Consider the following 19,765-nt stretch of genomic DNA (forward strand, 5'->3'; position numbering starts at 1 on the left):
AAGTGATATCCCTTTTAAGTTAAAGGGTGCTTTATCAATTATGAGAGGAACATCTTTTTTTATTCTGAATTTTAATCAGCTATGGGTAGTGAGGAACAAAAAATGAGTGCCAAACGATGCTCAACAGGACTAAAAAGACGGTTTGGATTTAGTATCGCGGGAACGTTCGTGCTCTTGGGAATGTCAGTTTCTGCTCAGGCACTTCCGATCGCTCGGCAAGGGACGCAAATTTTGCTCAACGGACAGATTGTCTTTGCGCCTTGGAGTCAGTGGCAAGATGCTGCTGGGCTGCGGATTGGGATTAATGATCGCGCCCTCCTTCCCACCGTCGGCATCCAACTTCTGACGACTAATACCGCCACTCAGCAACCGATTCAGTGGTTCACTCAACCCAATTTGCCGCCCAGTGTTCTATCCACTCGCCTGATCTCGTCTTCGCGCTATTTAGATGTCACAGATCTGGCTAGTCAAAATGGCTGGCAGATGCAAGTGGCGGGTTCTGCCCTGGAAATTAACGCTCCGGTTGCCACCATGCTGGCAATTCGTCAAGGTAGACCCGCTTGGGGCGATCGCATCGTGATTGAATTAGACCGTTCAACCCCCTGGAAAACTGCTGTTGCCAATCAGGACGTGATTCTGACGCTCAACGCCCAGGTTACGCCCGATATTCTGCGACAAATAAAGGCTGTCTCTGGCAAATATGTTCAGTCGATTAGTGTTGAACCATTCGGCAATCAAACCCGCGTTCGCTTGAAGATTGCGAACGGTATCCAACCCCGCATCTGGAGCCTCACCAAGCCCGATCGCATCATCGTCGATGTGCGTCCTGACAGTCTGATTGAACGCAATGTTCTGTGGGCACCTGGGTTGCGCTGGCGGCAGCAGACTGTGGCGATTGGCAGCAATCGAGTGCCCGTCACTTGGCTAGAACTCGATCCCCGTCAGCCCGGTCTGAGCCTGAAGCCAATTGTGCCCAACCCTTCCTCCATGATGGGAATTGCGCCCCTTGCCCAAACCGCTCAGCAAGCCCAGGCAACCGCTGCGATTAACGGTGGATTCTTTAACCGGATTCGGCAGTTACCTCTCGGTGCCATTCGTTTAGATGGACGGTGGCTGTCGGGTCCGATTTTGAATCGAGGCGCGATCGCCTGGGATGGATTAGGCAATTTTGCTTTCAAACGCCTTACCCTCCAAGAAACCCTGATTACTGCCACAGGACAACGGCTGCCGATTACTCATCTCAACAGTGGCTACATTCAAGCAGGCATAGCTCGATACACGCCTGATTGGGGAGCCACTTACACACCTTTATCAGACAATGAAATCATCGTTTCAGTACAAAATAATCGGGTTGTCAGCCAACAGCCCTTAGCAAAAGCAGGTAGTGCTGGAGTGCCGATTCCCAGCAATGGTTATTTATTGGTGCTGCGATCGAATCAATCCATCGCCTCTGTCTTTTCGCCAGAAACACAACTACAACTGCTAAGCAGTACCGATCCCCCAGAGATCAACCGCTATTCTTATGTGCTGGGCGCGGGACCTTTGTTAATTCAAAACTCGCAAATTGTGGTTGATCCAAAAATAGAAGGGTTTAGCAATGCTTTTGCGACGGAAGCCGCACCCCGCAGCGCGATCGCTCAAACAAACACCGGTCAAATCCTTCTAGTTACTGCCTATGAAAAACTTAGCGGTAATGCTCTTACCCTAACTGAAATGGCACAAGTTCTTCAACAGCTTGGTGCAACTAACGCACTCAATTTAGATGGGGGTAGCTCCACCACGCTTTACCTAGGCGGACAAGTCATTGATCGCCCCCCTAATTCAGCCGCCCGTGTCCACAATGGCATCGGAGTTTTTCTCCGCTAAATTCCTTCTCTACGTCAACCTGCCCCAACATAAAGCCACCTTCTTAGAAGGCAGTTAAATATATAGATTTAATCAATCTAAGGGGGGCAAGGTGTCAAGCCATCAGAAAAGTTTGTTATGGTAACGCACGGGAGATGTTCTTCCCACACGCCCCATAATGGTTAAGCTTAAGGAGAATTGCTCGTGCCTTCCACCCAAGAAATTCAAGAGATTTCAGCCCTGACCTTGTCTAGCGCCACCCCTCTATCTGTTGCATCTGGTGAATCACGCCCTTGGGGATCGTTCACCATTCTTGAAGAAGGACGAGGATACAAAATTAAGCGAATTGAAGTAAAGTCTGGTCATCGCCTCAGCCTTCAAATGCATCATCATCGGAGCGAGCATTGGATCGTAGTTTCGGGTACGGCTAGGGTCGTTTGTGGGGATCAAGAAATCATCCTACACAGCAATCAATCAACTTATGTACCGCAATGTACAGCTCATCGCTTAGAAAATCCTGGAGTGATCCCGCTCGTTCTTATAGAAGTCCAAAACGGTGAATATCTTGGAGAAGATGACATTATTCGCTTTCAAGATGATTACGCTCGTACCGCTTCAAAGTAATCTGGTTGAATAGTAATGTGATAACCTAATCGTCAGGTTTATTCGGCGATCGCAACTCACCCAGCGTCATGATTCAACTCAGTGCTTCTGCAACTAGCGAAATGTTGCGGCTCAAAGCAAAAACGCATAATGCTGACTCAAAGCTTCGGATCTCAGTATCATCCGGCAGTTGTCTCGATTTTTCCTACTCGCTCACTTTTGATATTGATACTCAACCTGGAGATCACATTTATCAGAACGCTAGCATTTCAGTATTGGTGAGTTCTGAAGCCTTACCCTGCCTAGACGGATTAACTCTTGACTACTCAGAAGACCTGATGGGCGGCGGCTTCCGCTTCCATAATCCTAACGCTACTCAATCTTGTAGCTGCGGCAACTCTTTTTCTGTTCAAACTAATAAATAGCTAATACTATTGGTTGCCTTAAAAATAAACGGTCGGATTGTCAAATCAGCGGTACGTTGATCCAAATAAATATGGTAGACTAGAATTTCTGCCGACTTCTCAGATTTCCTGTCTTAGTGCTTTGTCAGATTAGTGCTGAAGTAAAAAGACCGACACAATCTAAGAAATCGGAACAGCAAAACTGTAAGACTGCCGTACTAATTCTAGACATGCCTACAATTCAGCAACTCATTCGTAGTGAACGTCAAAAATTAATTAAGAAAACGAAATCTCCGGCACTAAAAAGCTGCCCTCAGCGCCGTGGAGTTTGCACTAGAGTCTATACTACGACACCCAAAAAGCCCAACTCGGCGCTACGCAAAGTTGCTCGTGTTCGCTTGACTTCTGGTTTTGAGGTAACAGCTTACATTCCAGGCATTGGGCATAACCTGCAAGAACACTCTGTCGTTATGATTCGGGGCGGACGTGTTAAGGACTTGCCAGGTGTCCGGTATCACATCATCCGCGGCACCTTAGACACTGCTGGCGTCAAAGACCGCAAGCAATCGCGCTCCAAATACGGAGCGAAACGCCCCAAAGCTAAGTGATTTAGTGATGTTTAACTTCATCAACTAATTTTTAATATCCTCAACTATTAAGTACTTCCTTTTTCATCAAGAAGTGCTTTTAGGATTTTGAGTTTTGGATTCAGTCTGCTGGTTCATTCCTGATTGTTTGAAAGTTTCTCTGGTTTATTTCTTTGTTAACTGAAGGTTATTTGCTTTATGTCCCGTCGTACGGTTATTCAGAAACGCCCTGTTCCACCCGACTCAGTTTATAACTCCCGGCTTGTCACGATGATGTCAAGACGCATTATGGAAAGTGGTAAGAAATCTCTAGCTTCACGCATCATTTACGATGCTTTCAAAGCTATTGAGCAGCGTACAGGCTCTGATCCGATGGGAGTTTTTGAGCAAGCAGTTAAAAATGCTACGCCTTTGGTAGAAGTTAAAGCTCGTCGTGTAGGCGGAGCAACTTATCAAGTGCCAATTGAGGTTCGCTCAGATCGAGGGACTGCACTTGCCCTTCGCTGGTTGATTCAATTTGCTCGTCAGCGGGCTGGAAAAACGATGGCAAGTAAATTAGCAAATGAGTTGATGGATGCAGCGAATCAGACTGGAAGTGCAATTCGTAAGCGTGAAGAGACTCACCGGATGGCAGAAGCGAACAAAGCTTTCGCTCACTACCGATATTAGTTGAGCTTCATCCCCAAAAGTAGAAAATCATCTGAGAGCATCAGTGTTTGCACTGATGCTACAGAGACCAAGGAGGTAGCTGTGCCCCGTAATGTACCGCTTGAGCAAGTTAGAAATATCGGTATTGCTGCACACATTGATGCCGGCAAGACAACCACAACAGAGCGGATTCTATTCTATTCCGGTGTGGTTCATCGAATGGGTGAAGTTCACGAGGGAACGGCTGTCACCGATTGGATGGATCAAGAGCGTGAGCGGGGTATCACGATTACGGCTGCTGCAATTACTTCTGCTTGGACTCGGCGTAATCCCCAAAATCCCACTCAATCTATGCCGGGTGAGCCTGAGTATAAGATTAATATCATCGACACACCGGGTCATGTGGACTTCACAATTGAAGTTGAGCGTTCCATGCGGGTGCTTGATGGAGTAATCACTGTACTTTGTTCAGTGGGAGGGGTTCAACCCCAAACCGAGACTGTGTGGAGGCAAGCTGATCGCTACAATGTTCCCCGAATTGTTTTCATCAATAAGATGGATCGGACGGGGGCAAACTTCTTCAAGGTGCAGGAGCAGGTTCGCGATCGCCTACGTGCCAACGCTGTACCTATTCAAATTCCCATTGGGAGCGAGGACAAGCTGCGGGGAATCGTTGACTTAGTTCGGATGAGAGCGTACCTCTTCAACAATGATTTGGGAACCGACATTGAAAACGCTGAGATTCCATCGGATATTGTGGAAACCGCCCAAGCATACCGTCTCAAATTAGTGGAATCCGTTGCTGAGACAGACGATACTTTGACTGAAAAGTATTTAGATGGGCAGGACTTAACCGAAGAAGAAATCAAGTTAGCTCTTCGCAAAAGTACGCTCAGTGGTGCCATCATTCCTGTAATTTGTGGTTCCGCCTTTAAAAACAAAGGTGTTCAGCTTCTATTAGATGCAGTTGTAGATTACTTACCCTCCCCTATCGATGTTCCACCCGTTCAAGGACTTACTTTGAAGGGCGAAACAGTTACACGGACTGCGGATGATGACCAGCCATTAGCAGCATTAGCCTTCAAAATCATGGCAGACCCTTACGGTCGTCTTACATTTGTTCGTGTTTATTCAGGTGTTTTACAGAAAGGTAGCTATGTACTAAATGCAGCGAAGGATAAGAAAGAAAGAATTTCTCGCCTGATCGTTTTGAAAGCAGACGATCGCATTGAGGTGGATGAGCTTCGAGCCGGCGATTTGGGTGCTGCTCTTGGGCTTAAAGATACCTTTACAGGCGATACTCTTTGCGACGAGAACTCGCCCGTTATTCTTGAGTCTCTATTCATTCCGGAGCCTGTGATCTCAGTTGCAGTTGAGCCGAAAACAAAGCAAGACATGGAGAAGCTATCCAAAGCGCTTCAGTCTCTTTCGGAGGAAGATCCCACCTTTCGCGTCAGAATTGATCGAGAGACGAATCAAACTGTGATTGCGGGAATGGGTGAACTACATCTTGACATTCTAGTAGACCGGATGAAGCGAGAGTTTAAGGTAGAGGCAAATGTAGGTGCGCCTCAAGTTGCCTATCGAGAAACGATTCGTAAAGCGGTTCGCGCTGAGGGAAAATTCATCCGTCAAAGTGGAGGCAAAGGTCAGTATGGACATGTAGTCATTCAGCTAGAACCTGGGGAAGAAGGAACTGGCTTCGAGTTTGTCTCTAAGATAGTTGGGGGAACTGTTCCAAAAGAATATGTTTCTCCGGCTGAACAGGGTATGCGAGAAGCTTGTGAATCTGGCATTTTGGCAGGTTACCCAGTCATCGATCTCAAAGCTACTTTAGTCGATGGGTCTTATCATGATGTTGACTCTTCAGAAATGGCTTTCAAAATTGCCGGCTCCATGGCAATTAAGGAAGCCGTAATGAAGGCGACACCTGTTATCCTGGAACCCATGATGAAAGTTGAGGTAGAAGTTCCTGACGATTTTGTTGGGAACGTTATCGGAGATTTGAACTCACGTCGAGGGCAAATTGAAGGTCAGGATAATGTGCAAGGAATTGCAAAAGTAACTGCAAAAGTTCCATTGGCTAACATGTTTGGATATGCTACAGATATCCGAACAAAAACTCAGGGGCGAGGAATTTTCTCAATGGAATTTAGCAACTATGAGGAAGTGCCCCGCAATGAAGCTGAAGCAATCATTGCGAAAAGCAAAGGGAACGCATAATCAGGAAAAGGACGCATAATAAATGGCACGCGCAAAGTTTGAACGGAATAAACCCCACGTAAATATCGGTACGATTGGTCACGTTGACCATGGCAAGACGACACTAACGGCGGCAATCACAATGACCTTGTCTGCTTTAGGGCAGGCGCAAGCAAGGAAGTATGACGAAATTGATGCGGCTCCTGAAGAAAAAGCGCGCGGCATCACCATCAACACAGCCCACGTTGAGTATGAGACTGAAAATCGTCACTACGCTCACGTTGATTGTCCAGGGCACGCTGACTATGTGAAAAATATGATCACAGGAGCAGCCCAGATGGATGGCGGCATTCTAGTGGTTTCTGCCGCTGATGGCCCCATGCCCCAAACTCGTGAACATATCCTGCTAGCTCGTCAAGTGGGTGTTCCTCGTCTAGTAGTTTTTCTGAACAAGAAGGACATGGTGGACGATGATGAACTTTTGGAACTTGTTGAGCTTGAAGTTCGTGAATTGCTAGATTCTTACGAGTTTCCTGGCGACGAGATTCCAATTACGGCAGGCTCGGCACTGCGAGCTTTGGAAAAGATGACCGCAGCCCCTACAACCAAACGGGGAGAAGACGAGTGGGTTGATAAGATCTATGAGTTGATGGAGTCGGTGGATGCATACATTCCTACTCCTGAGCGTGATATTGACAAGCCTTTCTTGATGGCAGTTGAGGATGTTTTCTCAATTACAGGTCGCGGAACGGTTGCAACTGGTCGAATTGAGCGCGGTTCGGTCAAAGTTAACGATAAGGTTGAGCTAGTCGGTATTAGAGATACTCGTGAATTTGTTGTGACGGGTATTGAGATGTTTAAGAAGAGCCTTGAGGAGGGCATGGCGGGAGATAACGCTGGAATTCTCCTTCGAGGCGTGGAAAAGAAGGACATTGAGCGGGGTATGGTGATTGCTAAGCCAAAGTCCATCAAACCTCACACTCAGTTTGAGTCTGAAGTCTATATCTTGAAGAAAGAAGAGGGTGGTCGTCATACTCCTTTCTTCCCTGGATATAAGCCTCAGTTTTATGTTCGTACAACTGATGTAACAGGTACAATCAGCGCCTTTACAACTGATGAAGGAACCGAGGCAGAAATGGTGATGCCCGGCGATCGCATCAAAATGACAGTGGACTTAATCAACCCGATCGCAATTGAGCAAAATATGCGCTTTGCTATTCGTGAAGGCGGTCGTACTGTTGGGGCTGGTGTCGTTGCGAAGATCCTAAAATAGCGATCTTTATTTGATGAAAGCTATTGGCAAGCTAGTTGAGTATCGCCAATAGCTTTCATTATTTCCTATCGTTTTTCAACTGGCTCTTTTTTGATTAAATAAAGCTCAAGCCCATTTTGCGGCTTGCGAGTTTTGATTCAGTACCTAGAAAATTAAAATTGGTGGACTTCGATGGCAACTATTCAGCAGCAAAAGATTCGTATTCGTCTTAAAGCATTTGACCGTCGGCTTTTAGACACATCCTGTGAAAAAATTGTGGATACAGCAAATCGAACCAATGCTACAGCAATTGGTCCAATTCCTCTCCCTACGCGGCGTAGGATTTATTGTGTGTTGCGATCGCCCCACGTAGACAAAGATTCTCGCGAGCATTTTGAAACACGCACACACCATCGCATTATTGATATTCACCAGCCTTCTTCTAAAACGATCGATGCGCTGATGAAGCTAGATTTGCCAGCCGGAGTAGATATTGAAGTTAAGCTGTAAGGTGTCAGACAAGTTTTTCTTCAAAGATAGCAATACCTTAGCGTTTTAACTAACCTGATTTCTAAGGGTTAACAGATTCTATGGTCGATGAAATGCCTTGATCGGCAAGAATTCTTGTTAGCTGTTCTGCTTTTGTGCGATCGCTAAAAGCACCAACTTGCATCAACACACTGTTAGTAGAAGGAATTAAAAACGCATCAGGCACGAGTGATAATACTTGTGCCTGTTCTGTTGCTTGCCTAGCATTTACAACCACCCGAAAACGAACATTACTAATCTTTGGGGCGTTAATAAAGAATGTTGTATTTTGTCCAAGAGATGGTTCAACTGCTCCGCGCATACTATAGACACTAGGCATTCCACCAACTCTGCCCAGTGGAATGTTGGGGCTTGGCACTGGAAGCAGAATTGTAGAAGTCTTTTTAGCGGCTTTTGGGGGTTCAATCATTAAACGATTTGATTTTATTCCCATATCAGGACGTAACGTTACAGTTTCGGGGGGTGGCACGGCGATCGCGATTGGCATCGCTGCAATTGGAGTTTCGGGAGGTGGCACGGCGATCGCGATTGGCATCGCTGCGGTTGAAGATGGGAGCAACAACGGATAGCTTTGAACTAGCTTCCGTGTAGATGGTTTTACGAAGGTATTAGGACGGATAGATTGAGTAGAAAATGAAGGGGGTAGGGGAAAGGTTTCTAAGGAAGGCGCTGTGATTGTTTGAGATGCAACTGATGAAGGTGCGATCGCGGGTAAGTTCTGCACTTTAGCCGAGGGTTGACTGGGTATATTAATCGCCAATGGTTTTGCGGTTGGCGGCGATAGTAATGGCGAAAAATTATCACTCACCGGGGCAACACTCAAAGGTCGAAGGACAGGCTGCACTGGTGTAGTCACTTGGCTAGAACGAGTAGATTGTAAAGGTGGAGTCTGATTATATGGTGCAGAAAGCATAGCAATTTGCACAATCCTCATCGGTCGATGCGGCTCTGCGGCTGGGTTAGATGAGAGTGTCGAAGGGACTGGGAATGCGGCAGCAGAGGTAGAAGTTGCCGACATGAGCAGTGCTGTTTTGGTTGTATTTAACGTGCCAACTGCATTTAGCCACTCGTTGCCGACTGCGGAAATCGCCTGATCAGTCGCTGAAACATCGACATCGGATAATCCATTATTCCGAAAGAAATTCCCTCCTAGGCTTGTGGTAGTTCCCAAATCAGGACGTGCTGTATCTTTGGCAATCAACCCATATTGCCGATTTCCTTCCACAGAATTGTTCCGAACCATCGGCTGGGCAGAGCCTTGAAAAACCATGCCGTTCTGGTTTTGTGTCATGCGATTATTCGCAATCAGGGGGGCAGCGCGATCGCCCCCTGTCACTGCCGAACCATTTTGTTCAAAAATATTATCTTGAATAGTTGGCTGGGCAATTCCTGCTACCCCAATCCCTGCTGTACGGTTCTGAGAAAAATAGTTATTTTTGATGCGGACACTGCTGTTGCCGACAATCACGAGTCCATAACCATTCTCGATAAAGGTGCTATTGGCGATCAACGAATTGCTGGAGTCAACCCCCACACCATAGCCCTGTGAATCTGGATTGGTCACTGTTACCCCGTTTAACGTCGCCGGAGCGGTGATTTCTATCGTGAGGGATTGCGCCAAGGTTTTACGAGTAGAAGCGCCACCGCCCTGGATTAGAATGTCTTGTCCTCTCGTTGCCGGATCACCTTGAAGCGTCACTCCTGCCTTAAGCTCAAGTGGAAAAGTCTCTCCCGTTGCAGTGCTGTAGGTTCCTGGGGCGAGGAAGACTGTTGTGCCTGACTGGGCAACTTTTAATGCACGAGCAATCGTTTTGAATGGAGTGCGATCGCTGCCATTTTCGCTATCACTACCCTCGCTAGGGTTAACGTACAATATGCTGGTTGTGGACTGATCTACCCCAGACTGAGCAAGCAGAATCGAGTGTTTAGTTGATACTTGGATATTTGTATTATTTCCCTTCAAAGAGTTGATATCATTCGCGCTTCCTGGCAGCGCGATCGCGCCTAAACTAATGCTTAAAAGCAGGACTGTAAAGTTCACTATTCGCACTTGGGAAAAACAGCTTAGAGAAAAAATTGGTACAGTGCTTAATCTCAAAGTATTCTCCTAAGACTCAGATTCTAATTGATTTAGCGATCCACTTAAACGGATTGAAGCCGCATTAAGCAACCGATTAGGTCGAGTTCAATGTACTCCATCTACTCAATTTTGCTGCATAGAAATTCGTCAAATTCACAAAAAGATCAGGCTCCAAACACTGGATAGATGAAGTAAATGGATCAAACTAATTAATAGTGAAGTAATCACCGATCCGAGAGGAAAATTGATGGGCGACCTACATATTCAGAATCGATTTGTTGAGATTGCAGTGTTACGCATTTTAGATGCCAATCTTGATCGCGCACGAGAAGGCTTGCGAGTTGTTGAAGAGTGGTGCCGTTTTGGATTAGAGAATGCTGAGTTGTCCCAAGACTGCAAAGCTCTCCGCCAAGAACTCGCCACTTGGCACACAGCGGAACTTCGGGCGGCACGGGATACTCCAGGCGATCCGGGAACTGCCCTGACCCATCTTGGAGAAGAAACCCGTGCGGATGTTCAACAAGTGCTACAGGCGAATATCTGCCGAGTTGAAGAGGCGCTAAGGGCATTAGAAGAATACGGTAAAGTGTATCAACCTGCGATGGCAACTGCGTGCAAACAAATGCGGTATCGAGTTTACACTTTGGAAAGTAAGCTGACGAGTTCTAAACTGCACCAAAAACTACAGCGATCGCGCCTTTACTTAGTTACCTCTCCGTCAGACAAGCTATATGAGCAAGTAGAAGCAGCGTTACAAGGTGGGTTAACTTTAGTGCAACACCGCGATAAAGAAGCGGATGATCACATTCGGTTAGAAACGGCTGACAAGCTGTGCCGATTGTGTCATCACTACGGAGCGCTGTTCATCGTCAATGATCGAGTTGATGTAGCAGTGGCTATCAATGCCGATGGCGTGCATTTAGGACAGCAGGATATCCCCTTTGCGATCGCCCGTCAGTTGCTTGGCGCTCAACGGCTAATTGGACGTTCCACCAAAAGCCCTGGCGAGATGCAACAGGCAATTCAAGAAGGAGCCGACTATATTGGTGTCGGTCCAGTCTATGAAACACCCACCAAAGCAGGTAGAGCCGCCGTAGGGCTAGACTATGTGCGCTATGCCGTAGACCATGCCACTATTCCCTGGTTTGCGATCGGGGGGATTGATATGAGTAACCTTAGTGAAGTATTGGCGGCTGGAAGCGATCGCGTTGCCGTTGTCCGCGCCATCATGCAAGCTGATCAACCAACCGAAGCAACGCAATATTTACTCAACCAGCTTTCTAACAATAGAAGAAGCAATGCCAGTAACGACCCCCTCTAAAAAGCACCCCCTGCCTAAGCCGCCTAGTAAAATTTCTCCATGTTCGACAATATCTGCAAATTCCTGGCAGAAACTTTCCCCACCGACTTTGCCCTATGGTTACTGGGAGAAACCATTGTTCTCACCGAACTTAGCCCCTCAGAACTTTCTTTGGAGCCGATTAGAGCCAATGCATTGATTCTTCTGCAATCCGAGGACGTGATTCTGCACTTAGAATTTCAAACCCAACCCAATCGTGACATTCCCTTTTGCGGTAGTGCCTTTTCGTAAAGGATAGATAAAATAGGGAATGACTGTTATCTTCAACGCCTATGTCAAGCCTTCCTCCCTTTCTGCGTTGTCCCAACTGTTTGTCTGAAGACATCATGAAAAATGGCACCACTCGACGGGGCAAACAAAACTACAAATGCCGTGATTGTGGTCGTCAATTTGTGGAAAATCCCCAGTGGAAACCTCGGAAAAAAGACAGCACTGCGATGATTGACCATCTGCTGTTAGAGAAGATCCCCCTGGCGGGTATCGCCCGTGTGCTGAAGTTGTCAGAGTCTTGGCTACAAGGCTATGTCAACCAATGCTCCAAGGAGGTGCCGCGTCAGGTGCAGGTCACCCCCAAGACCAAGGGAGCACTAAAGGTGCAAATGGATGAATTGTGGTCGTTTGTGGATGACAAAGGCAACAAGCAGTGGGTGTGGCTAGCACTGGATGTCGAGACACGTGAGATTGTGGGTTGCCACATCGGTGATCGTTCCAAAGACTCGGCTTTAGCCTTATGGCAATCGATGCCAGGGGTGTATCGGCAATGCGCCGTGATTTACACCGATTACTGGGATGCTTATCGGGCAGTCCTACCGAGCCAACGGCATTGTGCCGTTGGAAAAGAAACAGGGTTGACGAGCTACATCGAACGATTCAACAACACCTTAAGGCAACGGGTGTCTCGATTAGTGCGAAAGACACTGTCATTTTCTAAGAAATTGGATAATCATATCGCTGCGATTTGGAACTTCATCCATCACTACAACGAACGGATTCGCCTGCAACTATCAAACTGTTGAGAAGGCACCCCTTTTCCCTCATCCTTTACCAAAAAAGACTACCCCTTTCGCATGATTGACTATCGGCTGCGAGTCTATCGGCGCTTTCCTCACAAGCAGATGCGTCAAGTTGTGGTCTACTTGCAACCTACAACCTCCGATCTCGTGCAACAGACTACCTTCATACTCGAAAATACTTGTCATAATTTTGAGGTGATCCGATTATGGGAACAACCGACCCCTGACTTTCTCCCAGCTCCAGGATTGTTGCCCTTTGCCGTGTTGAGTGAGACTAACGACCGCGTCGGGACTCTCCAACAGGTGGCTCAGGCGATTAGTCAAATCCCTGCCCCTCGCACCCAAAGCAATGTGGCAGCGTCTACGTTCATTCTGGCTGGGCTAAGATTAGAGGCGGAAGCGATTCAGCAAATATTGCGGAGGGATGTTATGCAAGAATCAGTTACCTATCAAGTCATCAAAGCAGGCAGAAGGTAGCCAAGAGGCACTTCAACAGGTTGCGCTGAATTTGCTGAGGGAGGGGATAGAAATTGCTGTAGTCGCTCGTGTGACAGGCTTAGCAATCGCGCAAGTACAATTATTAGCGCAAACAGCAGGGCAAGCGCTCGATTCTCAATAGAATGCTTACCCACCTACCCCAAAAAAACAGTAGAAGCTAATAAGCAATTTCTGCTATCCAGGAAATGGCAACTCCAAGGATAGACCCGACAATCACCTGAAAGGGGGTATGACCTAATAGCTCTTTCAATCGGGTCTCTGTGAATTGATGTTCGCCTTGAAAGAATTCATCAATAATTTGGTTAAGTACCCGCGCCTGTTTACCCGCCGCTTGCCTTACTCCAGCAGCGTCATACATGACAATGACTGCAAAGACAACGGCGATCGCAAATTCAGGGCTTGCCCAGCCCAGGGTTTGCCCTACGCCAGTGGCTAAAGCGGTGACAAAGGCAGAGTGGGCACTAGGCATTCCTCCGGTTTCCACAAAAGCACGTAAATTTAGCTTGCCATGGGTGCCCAATTCAACGGGGATTTTAAGCACCTGGGCTATCAAGCACGCCGCGATCGCAACCACTAGTACCTGGTTGTGAAGAATGTCGCTAAAATCCTGCATGAGTTTCCGTGGGTTGAAAAGGGCGTTCGAGTGTTCAGTCAATTAGAGTTCGACAGGACAAAATAAACTTCAAAAAGACAATAATCTTAAACAGTAAATGCCTAATGGGTACGAGCAACAATGAATTCTGCCAATGCAATCAAAGGCGCAGCTTTTTCTTCAAAAACTGCGAGTTCTGCTTTTGCTCCTTCCACTAGCTTTTTCGCTTGACAGCGAGATTCTTCCAGCCCCCAGATGCTTGGATAGGTTGCCTTCTTCGCCTTTAAATCCTTACCCGCCGTCTTACCAAGCTCTTCTTGAGTTGCCGTGATATCCAAAATGTCATCCACAATTTGGAAGGCTAACCCAATGTTTTTTGCATAGCGAGAAAGGCGCTGTAAATCGTCTTCAGGCGCACCTGCCAAAACTGCACCCGAAAGCACGGATGCTTCAAGCAGGGCTGAAGTTTTATGGTTGTGGATAAAATTCAAGGTTTCTAGGGAAACGTCTGATTTGCCTTCACAGTCTAAATCTACCACTTGCCCCCCAACTAATCCCGCCGCGCCGACTGCCCGACCTAGCATGGCAACCACTTTCAGCAGATTTCCAGCGGCGACATCCTTTGTTTCCATCGCGACATGCTCAAAAGCATAGGCTAATAAACCGTCTCCTGCCAAAATCGCCACATCTTCGCCAAAAACCTTGTGGTTTGTGAGTTTGCCACGCCGATAATCGTCATTATCCATGGCAGGCAAATCATCGTGAATCAGCGACATTGTGTGAATCATCTCCAGCGCACAGGCAGTGGGCATCGCGGTGTCTATTGTGCCGCCGCTTAATTCACAGGTCGCAAGGCACAGAATTGGACGCAGACGTTTTCCCCCCGCCATGAGGGAATATCGCATGGCTTCATAAATCTTTTCAGGGTAGATCACTGGAAGTGAACGATCTAACGCTATCTCAACTTGGGCTTGTCGCTCTGCAAGATAAGTGGATAGATCGAAGTGAGATCTCCGCTGGGATGCTCGTACATCGTCCGTTATTATCATTTCATATCCCTCCCAGTTTCTCTTAATTACACAAGAATACGTGTGCATGGGCACGATGGGGAATCTATGGAATCAATATTTGCAAAGAAATGAGCATTAACTGATGGAGTTCCCCGAACCAAGCCATTTCTAATCATTCTACGGAGCTTTCTGCACTCACGGAACATTCAAGCAATAGAGATTAGAGTCGTTTCTCATAGCTTTCTACAGTGTTTTTGAGCAGCATGGCAACGGTCATGGGTCCAACGCCGCCGGGAACCGGGGTGAGATAGGCAGCGATCGCCTGTACCCCATTAAAGTCCACATCTCCCACTAGGCGAGATTTACCATCGAGGTCAGTGACGCGGTTCATGCCCACATCAATCACCGCTGCTCCAGGTTTGACCATATCCGCCGTAATTAACCCAGGGCGACCGACCGCCGGAATCAAAATATCAGCAGTGCGAGTAATGGCTGCTAGATCAGGCGTTTGCGAGTGGGCAATAGTGACTGTGGCGTTGGCTTCCAATAGCATCAAAAATTGGGGCTTGCCCACCAAAATGCTGCGCCCCACCACCACCGCGTGTTTGCCTTTAAGATCAATACCATAGTCTTGCAGCATCCACATGACTCCGGCAGGGGTGCAACTTCGCAATCCTGGCTCTCCTCGCAGCAGTCGCCCCAGATTCACGGGGTGCAGTCCATCTGCATCTTTATCGGGGTGAATTTGGTTGAGTAGGGCAACGGCATCGAGATGAGGCGGCAGAGGTAACTGCACCAAAATGCCATCGACGAGATCGTCCTGGTTAAGTGCTTGAATGGTTTGTTCTAACTCTGTCTGAGTGGTTTCAGCAGGAAAATGTTTGCCAAAGGAGGCGATACCTACAGTGGCGCAGGCGCGTTCTTTATTGCGGACATAGGCGGCACTAGCGGGATTATCACCCACCATGAGTACCGCTAATCCAGGCGGGCGACCTTTTTGGGGTTCTAATTGTTGAATTTGATGAATAAGGCTGGTTTGGATGCGTTGGGAGAGCGCTTTGCCATCCAAAAGTTGGGCGATCGCAGAAGACATGCAGGATAAACAGCGAGGTGAGTAGGAAAGCAAACTGTGACACTAGACTGTATTAACACAGTAAGCTGTTGATCAGTGTCTCAGATTCAACGTCTCAGACTCAACGTCTCAGATTCAACGGGTTCTGCAATGACGAAGTATGCTGGGCGATGTTGATTCACGGAGTAGGAGAAAACAATTGGTGCGTAAACGATTGATTATTGAAATGGGTATGGGAGTGGATCAGCATGGGCAAGAGCCAACGGTTGCAGCAGCGCGTGCGGTGCGAGATGCGATCGCCCATAATGCGTTGCCGGGAGTGTGGGAAGTAGCAGGGCTAAGCCATCCGAATGAAATGATTGTGGAAGTTCAGGTCGGGGTGCCCTATCCCGATCAGGTGAGGCAGGAAGAGGTGTTGGCAGTGTTGCCCTTTGGTCAAAAATCGTTGACCGTGGATCTGGGGGGCATGGTGGTGCAAGGGCGGGCGATCGCTGAGTTTGAAGACAAAAACGATGAAATGTTAATCGCCGTTGCCTCAGTGACCGTTTGGGTAGATATCTGAAAAACATCTAAACCGCAGTGCTTAGAGGCGCTGAAGTAGGCTAAGTCCGTGAGTATCGCTGCCACAGGTGTTCAGCAACCCATAGGTGGAGCTTAAGCGCTGTACTTGCTCAGTTTGGCGAGGACTGGTGCGCCAAGGAGACGGATTGTCATAAGCATAATAGGCTTCTACGCCGTTAATCCCCAAAGTGGCAGCCGCAGCGATTAGGTCGTCGGGCGATCGCCGATAGCGACAGGGATGCGCCAATACTGCTAACCCACCGGCTGTTTGAATGCTAGCAATCACCTGAGCCGCAGAGGCGATCGCCCCTTGAGGCGCGTGTTTCTGCAAATAAGGCTCCATTACTGAATGATTTAAATCGAAGGCATAGCCCAAGATGTGTACTTCTGTTTCCAGCAATCTAGAAGTAACTTCAATCCCCGTCCATAGGTGGGGCACAGTGCTGCCCCGATCAGGATTGGCTTGGATGTAGCTAGCTAGCCAGACTTGTGCCCGTTTGTATCCATCCAGCGTGTGATGATCGGTAATGGCAAATCCTTGTAGCCCGATTGCGATCGCCTGTTCCATCAATCTCTCTGGCTGCAATTGTCCATCCGAGCAGACTGTGTGCATATGAAAGTTAAACGATGTTGGGCAGCTTTCAGCATGAATAGTTTCAAATACGCCCCTTAGCGCCAGGGCATCCTGGGCAGTGGGCTTCGAGGAAACAGAATCCTCAACCAAATTTACGACAGCCATAGTTGCCTCAGAAGGGGTATGTGGGATGTCTTATCTTTGGCAAGACTTTAACACCTCCAACTCTATCTTAACCTTCTGTTACTTACTGTTGCCTGCTTTACTGTGTTGCTGAGTGCTTGTCAATCCTTGTCAGTTCAATAGTTTCCAGTCTTTATCATCTGCTCATCAAACTTTTAAAGCTGCTTCATAAAGGAGACTAATCATTGGGTGCATATCACCTTTGCACCCTCATCCTACAATCTGAGAGGAGGGGCTGGGGGATATAGCTTGCTGCCCGCAGGTTAGGCAGTTCTGGAGTCTTCCAAACTGACCTGCTCCTCTAATTATCTGAGTGAATAACATGAAAGAAATCTGGATTAGGCAAGCAGTCGCTAAAAGTTATTCAGTCTAAGTGGAAATTAAACGGCATTCGAGCATAAATTTCTGAAGGATCGTTCAACTCTCTTAACACTGTGAAGTCTTCCTGGAGTGTGCCTAGCTGGTTAAAAACTGAATTTTTCGACTTGTTTTTTGGCAAACTGGCGCTAGATAGATTTTTCAGCAGTGTTTCCCTGAGTCCGCGAGGTTCTGGAAACTCAGTGAGCTTCCAATCGTCTCCCAGCTTTGCTCGTTGAGCGGCATCTTGAATCGCATCTTGCAGCCCACCCATTTTATCCACCAACCCGATCGCCAATGCTTGCTTACCCGACCACACGCGACCTTGGGCAACTTCTGCCACTTTTGCTTTGGGCAATTTGCGCGACTCTGCCACCTTGCTGACAAAGCGGTCATAAATGCGATCAACGGATTTCTGAAAAACGGCGAGTTCTGGCGCTGTGCGAGGACGGGTGATGCTAGAAATATCGGCGTAGCGCCCAGTTTTCACCACATCCCAGGTCACGCCGTTGTCGTTAGCAATTTTTTGTACGTTAGGACGTAAGCCAAACACGCCAATGGAGCCAGTAATGGTGTTGGGTTGGGCAAAAATGCGATCGCTAAAGGTAGAAATCCAGTAGCCGCCAGAGGCTGCCACCCCTCCCATGGAAACAACCACAGGCTTTTTCTTGCGTGTTTGAATTACTTCTCGCTGAATCACCTCGGAGCCAACCACACTGCCACCGGGACTATTCACCCGAATGACCACCGCTTTGATGTCATCGTCCTGCTGAATTTCTCGTAGCTGTTGGGCAAAGCGATCGCCACCCACCTGATCAGCATCGCCCTCACCATCGACAATTGCGCCCTCGGCATACACCACCGCAATTTGATTTTTTGATTGTCGCTCTAAGGCTTGGGCAACTTTGGCATAACTCTTCAAGCTGATCTGGCGAAATGAGTCATCATCTTTTTCCCCAAGCTGCTGAAGCTGACTAATCATTTCATCTTCATACGCCAGTTTTGTGACTAACTTTTGCTTAGCAGCCTCTTCCGCTTCCAAGATGGGTTGGTTATCCGTAATAGTCTGCAACTGAGTGGGGGTCAGCTTTCGATCCTTGCCCACAGCAGTTAATAACTCACCCCACACATCCCCTAGCAGTGCTTGGGTTTGCTGGCGGCTTTCAGGGCTGCGTTTGTCTGACAGCAATGGCTCCACAGCAGCTTTATACTTGCCCACGCGCGTCACCTGTACACCCACGCCAAACTTCTTTAAGGCACCCGCATAAAACGCCGTGTTGGAAGCCAGACCATTGAGTTCAAAGGAGCCATAGGGATTGATGGCGATCGTATCTGCCACAGATGCCAAATAATATTCCGGTTCACTCCAGGCAACTCCATAGGCAATGATCTGTTTGCCCGTCGCCCGAAACCGCTGCAATGCTTCGCGCACTTCTTTCAGTGCCGCATAGCCTGCGCTAGTCGAACTCTCCATGTCTCCATATAAATACAGCGCCACAATTCGCTTATCTTTGGCGGCGCGATCGATCGCAGTTAGCGCCATTCGCAGCGGGATCGTATCGGGAGAGCCACTGAGTAACGCACTGCCTAGATCGCCGCCAGAGCCTTTCTGCCCGTCGGTAATGTCTACAGATAAGTCGAACGCCAGCACAGACTTATCTTTAACGGATGGTGCAGGATCTTTAGATGAAATGGAAATTACCAGGAGGACTAATCCGCCAATGCTCAAGCCCAAGAAAATTAGCAACGCTAGCAAACTGGCAAAGGTGTATTTAAGAAAGTCGCGCATTCAAATCCTTTTCTCTTCTGCGGATAGCGCAAAGTCGCTATATTTCTCCATGCTGACGTGAAAAGGTGTGAACGACAAGGGGGTAGAGAGGTTTCAGGGGTCAGGGGTGAGGGGTCAGGGGTCAAAGGATTCTATACCCAAGCACTTCCTGAAACCTGAAACCCGAAACCCGAAACCCTCATCTCTCTTCATGCTAGAAATGAAACCTGAGTTTGCGCTGCCCACAACCGCAGTAATAAGAATTCAGCCATGTCTGAAACGACGGTTACAAACACACCTGACTCTGCTTGAACAGTTTCGGCAATCCAGCTTCCATACACGGTCGCTTCCACAAACTCTTGATCCACAGGGGTTACCATGATCACTTGGGTTTGGTCTACCCGCAGAATCTGCTCTAGTTGCTTTAAGCCGGGTGCAGTCGCAGGCAACAAGAATGAGGCGCGACCTGGCTCAATGTGCAGATGTTGCCCCAGACGCATTGCTAGCACCACTCGTTGAGCGATCAACACTTCTAGGGGAGCCATGACGCGCTCCATATGCAGTCCAGTTTCGGTATAAGTCAGCTTCAACATGATGGTTTCTCCAG

At 47.9% G+C, this 19,765-nt stretch carries 20 protein-coding genes; 13 read left to right on the top strand and 7 right to left on the bottom strand.

Annotation, left to right across the window (positions count from 1 at the left end):
- Positions 1-81: 81 nt before the first annotated feature.
- The 8 genes from AC1S5B_RS08575 (at position 82) to rpsJ (ending at position 8,051) form a co-directional block, all read left to right on the top strand.
- Positions 82-1,866, top strand: coding sequence for a phosphodiester glycosidase family protein (locus tag AC1S5B_RS08575; protein ID WP_482035255.1), 1,785 nt, complete (start codon positions 82-84; stop codon positions 1,864-1,866).
- 183 nt (positions 1,867-2,049) lie between these two features.
- Positions 2,050-2,469: a phosphomannose isomerase type II C-terminal cupin domain gene (locus AC1S5B_RS08580; protein ID WP_482035256.1), complete on the top strand. Its 420-nt coding sequence runs from the start codon at positions 2,050-2,052 to the stop codon at positions 2,467-2,469.
- A 68-nt stretch (positions 2,470-2,537) separates the two neighbouring features.
- Positions 2,538-2,873 carry a HesB/IscA family protein gene (locus tag AC1S5B_RS08585; RefSeq protein WP_482035257.1) on the top strand — a complete coding sequence of 112 codons (336 nt, stop codon included), beginning with the start codon at positions 2,538-2,540 and terminating at the stop codon, positions 2,871-2,873.
- Positions 2,874-3,082: 209 nt separating this feature from the next.
- Positions 3,083-3,460, top strand: a complete 378-nt coding sequence (rpsL, locus tag AC1S5B_RS08590) for a 30S ribosomal protein S12 (protein WP_482035258.1) — start codon at positions 3,083-3,085, stop codon at positions 3,458-3,460.
- Positions 3,461-3,637: 177 nt separating this feature from the next.
- On the top strand, positions 3,638-4,108 hold the full coding sequence (gene rpsG, locus AC1S5B_RS08595) for a 30S ribosomal protein S7 (RefSeq protein ID WP_482035259.1): 471 nt from the start codon (positions 3,638-3,640) through the stop codon (positions 4,106-4,108).
- Positions 4,109-4,189: 81 nt separating this feature from the next.
- Positions 4,190-6,310: an elongation factor G gene (gene fusA, locus AC1S5B_RS08600; RefSeq protein ID WP_482035260.1), complete on the top strand. Its 2,121-nt coding sequence runs from the start codon at positions 4,190-4,192 to the stop codon at positions 6,308-6,310.
- 22 nt (positions 6,311-6,332) lie between these two features.
- A complete protein-coding gene (gene tuf / locus AC1S5B_RS08605) occupies positions 6,333-7,562 on the top strand; it encodes an elongation factor Tu (protein ID WP_482035261.1) in 1,230 nt (409 codons plus the stop codon).
- A 171-nt stretch (positions 7,563-7,733) separates the two neighbouring features.
- On the top strand, positions 7,734-8,051 hold the full coding sequence (gene rpsJ / locus AC1S5B_RS08610) for a 30S ribosomal protein S10 (protein ID WP_482035262.1): 318 nt from the start codon (positions 7,734-7,736) through the stop codon (positions 8,049-8,051).
- Positions 8,052-8,112: 61 nt separating this feature from the next.
- Here rpsJ and AC1S5B_RS08615 read toward each other — a convergent pair whose 3' ends face one another.
- Positions 8,113-10,131 (bottom strand): DUF1565 domain-containing protein, encoded by a 2,019-nt coding sequence (locus AC1S5B_RS08615; RefSeq protein WP_482035263.1) that lies wholly within the window; start codon positions 10,129-10,131, stop codon positions 8,113-8,115.
- Positions 10,132-10,417: 286 nt separating this feature from the next.
- Between AC1S5B_RS08615 and AC1S5B_RS08620 the strand changes: the two genes are divergently transcribed.
- The 4 genes from AC1S5B_RS08620 to AC1S5B_RS08635 all read left to right on the top strand — a co-directional run bounded on the left by AC1S5B_RS08620 (position 10,418) and on the right by AC1S5B_RS08635 (position 13,020).
- Positions 10,418-11,491: a thiamine phosphate synthase gene (locus tag AC1S5B_RS08620; protein WP_482035264.1), complete on the top strand. Its 1,074-nt coding sequence runs from the start codon at positions 10,418-10,420 to the stop codon at positions 11,489-11,491.
- Positions 11,492-11,530: 39 nt separating this feature from the next.
- The gene (locus tag AC1S5B_RS08625; RefSeq protein WP_482035265.1) at positions 11,531-11,761 is read left to right on the top strand and encodes a hypothetical protein; all 231 of its coding nucleotides are present in this window, start codon (positions 11,531-11,533) and stop codon (positions 11,759-11,761) included.
- A 62-nt stretch (positions 11,762-11,823) separates the two neighbouring features.
- Positions 11,824-12,546 (top strand): IS1 family transposase, encoded by a 723-nt coding sequence (locus AC1S5B_RS08630; protein WP_482036601.1) that lies wholly within the window; start codon positions 11,824-11,826, stop codon positions 12,544-12,546.
- A gap of 51 nt (positions 12,547-12,597) precedes the next feature.
- A complete protein-coding gene (locus AC1S5B_RS08635) occupies positions 12,598-13,020 on the top strand; it encodes an RpnC/YadD family protein (protein WP_482035266.1) in 423 nt (140 codons plus the stop codon).
- Positions 13,021-13,198: 178 nt separating this feature from the next.
- Here AC1S5B_RS08635 and AC1S5B_RS08640 read toward each other — a convergent pair whose 3' ends face one another.
- The 3 genes from AC1S5B_RS08640 to folD form a co-directional block, all read right to left on the bottom strand.
- A complete protein-coding gene (locus AC1S5B_RS08640; RefSeq protein ID WP_482035267.1) occupies positions 13,199-13,654 on the bottom strand; it encodes a divergent PAP2 family protein in 456 nt (151 codons plus the stop codon).
- A 101-nt stretch (positions 13,655-13,755) separates the two neighbouring features.
- Entirely contained in the window at positions 13,756-14,682 is a 927-nt protein-coding gene (gene crtE, locus AC1S5B_RS08645) for a geranylgeranyl diphosphate synthase CrtE (protein WP_482035268.1), read from the bottom strand.
- A gap of 181 nt (positions 14,683-14,863) precedes the next feature.
- On the bottom strand, positions 14,864-15,736 hold the full coding sequence (folD, locus tag AC1S5B_RS08650) for a bifunctional methylenetetrahydrofolate dehydrogenase/methenyltetrahydrofolate cyclohydrolase FolD (RefSeq protein ID WP_482035269.1): 873 nt from the start codon (positions 15,734-15,736) through the stop codon (positions 14,864-14,866).
- Positions 15,737-15,917: 181 nt separating this feature from the next.
- On the opposite strand from folD, the gene AC1S5B_RS08655 reads away from it, so the two are divergent.
- On the top strand, positions 15,918-16,277 hold the full coding sequence (locus tag AC1S5B_RS08655) for a Lin0512 family protein (protein ID WP_482036611.1): 360 nt from the start codon (positions 15,918-15,920) through the stop codon (positions 16,275-16,277).
- Positions 16,278-16,298: 21 nt separating this feature from the next.
- Here the strand turns inward: AC1S5B_RS08655 and AC1S5B_RS08660 are convergent, their stop codons facing one another.
- The 3 genes from AC1S5B_RS08660 to AC1S5B_RS08670 form a co-directional block, all read right to left on the bottom strand.
- Complete coding sequence (locus AC1S5B_RS08660; RefSeq protein WP_482035270.1) at positions 16,299-17,015, bottom strand: PHP domain-containing protein; 717 nt, start codon at positions 17,013-17,015, stop codon at positions 16,299-16,301.
- Positions 17,016-17,397: 382 nt separating this feature from the next.
- Positions 17,398-19,179, bottom strand: coding sequence for a signal peptide peptidase SppA (sppA, locus tag AC1S5B_RS08665; RefSeq protein ID WP_482035271.1), 1,782 nt, complete (start codon positions 19,177-19,179; stop codon positions 17,398-17,400).
- Between the two features lie 188 nt (positions 19,180-19,367).
- The gene (locus tag AC1S5B_RS08670; protein WP_482035272.1) at positions 19,368-19,751 is read right to left on the bottom strand and encodes an alr0857 family protein; all 384 of its coding nucleotides are present in this window, start codon (positions 19,749-19,751) and stop codon (positions 19,368-19,370) included.
- Between the last annotated feature and the right edge of the window lie 14 nt (positions 19,752-19,765).

Source organism: Leptolyngbya sp. CALU 1928, from assembly GCF_056784215.1.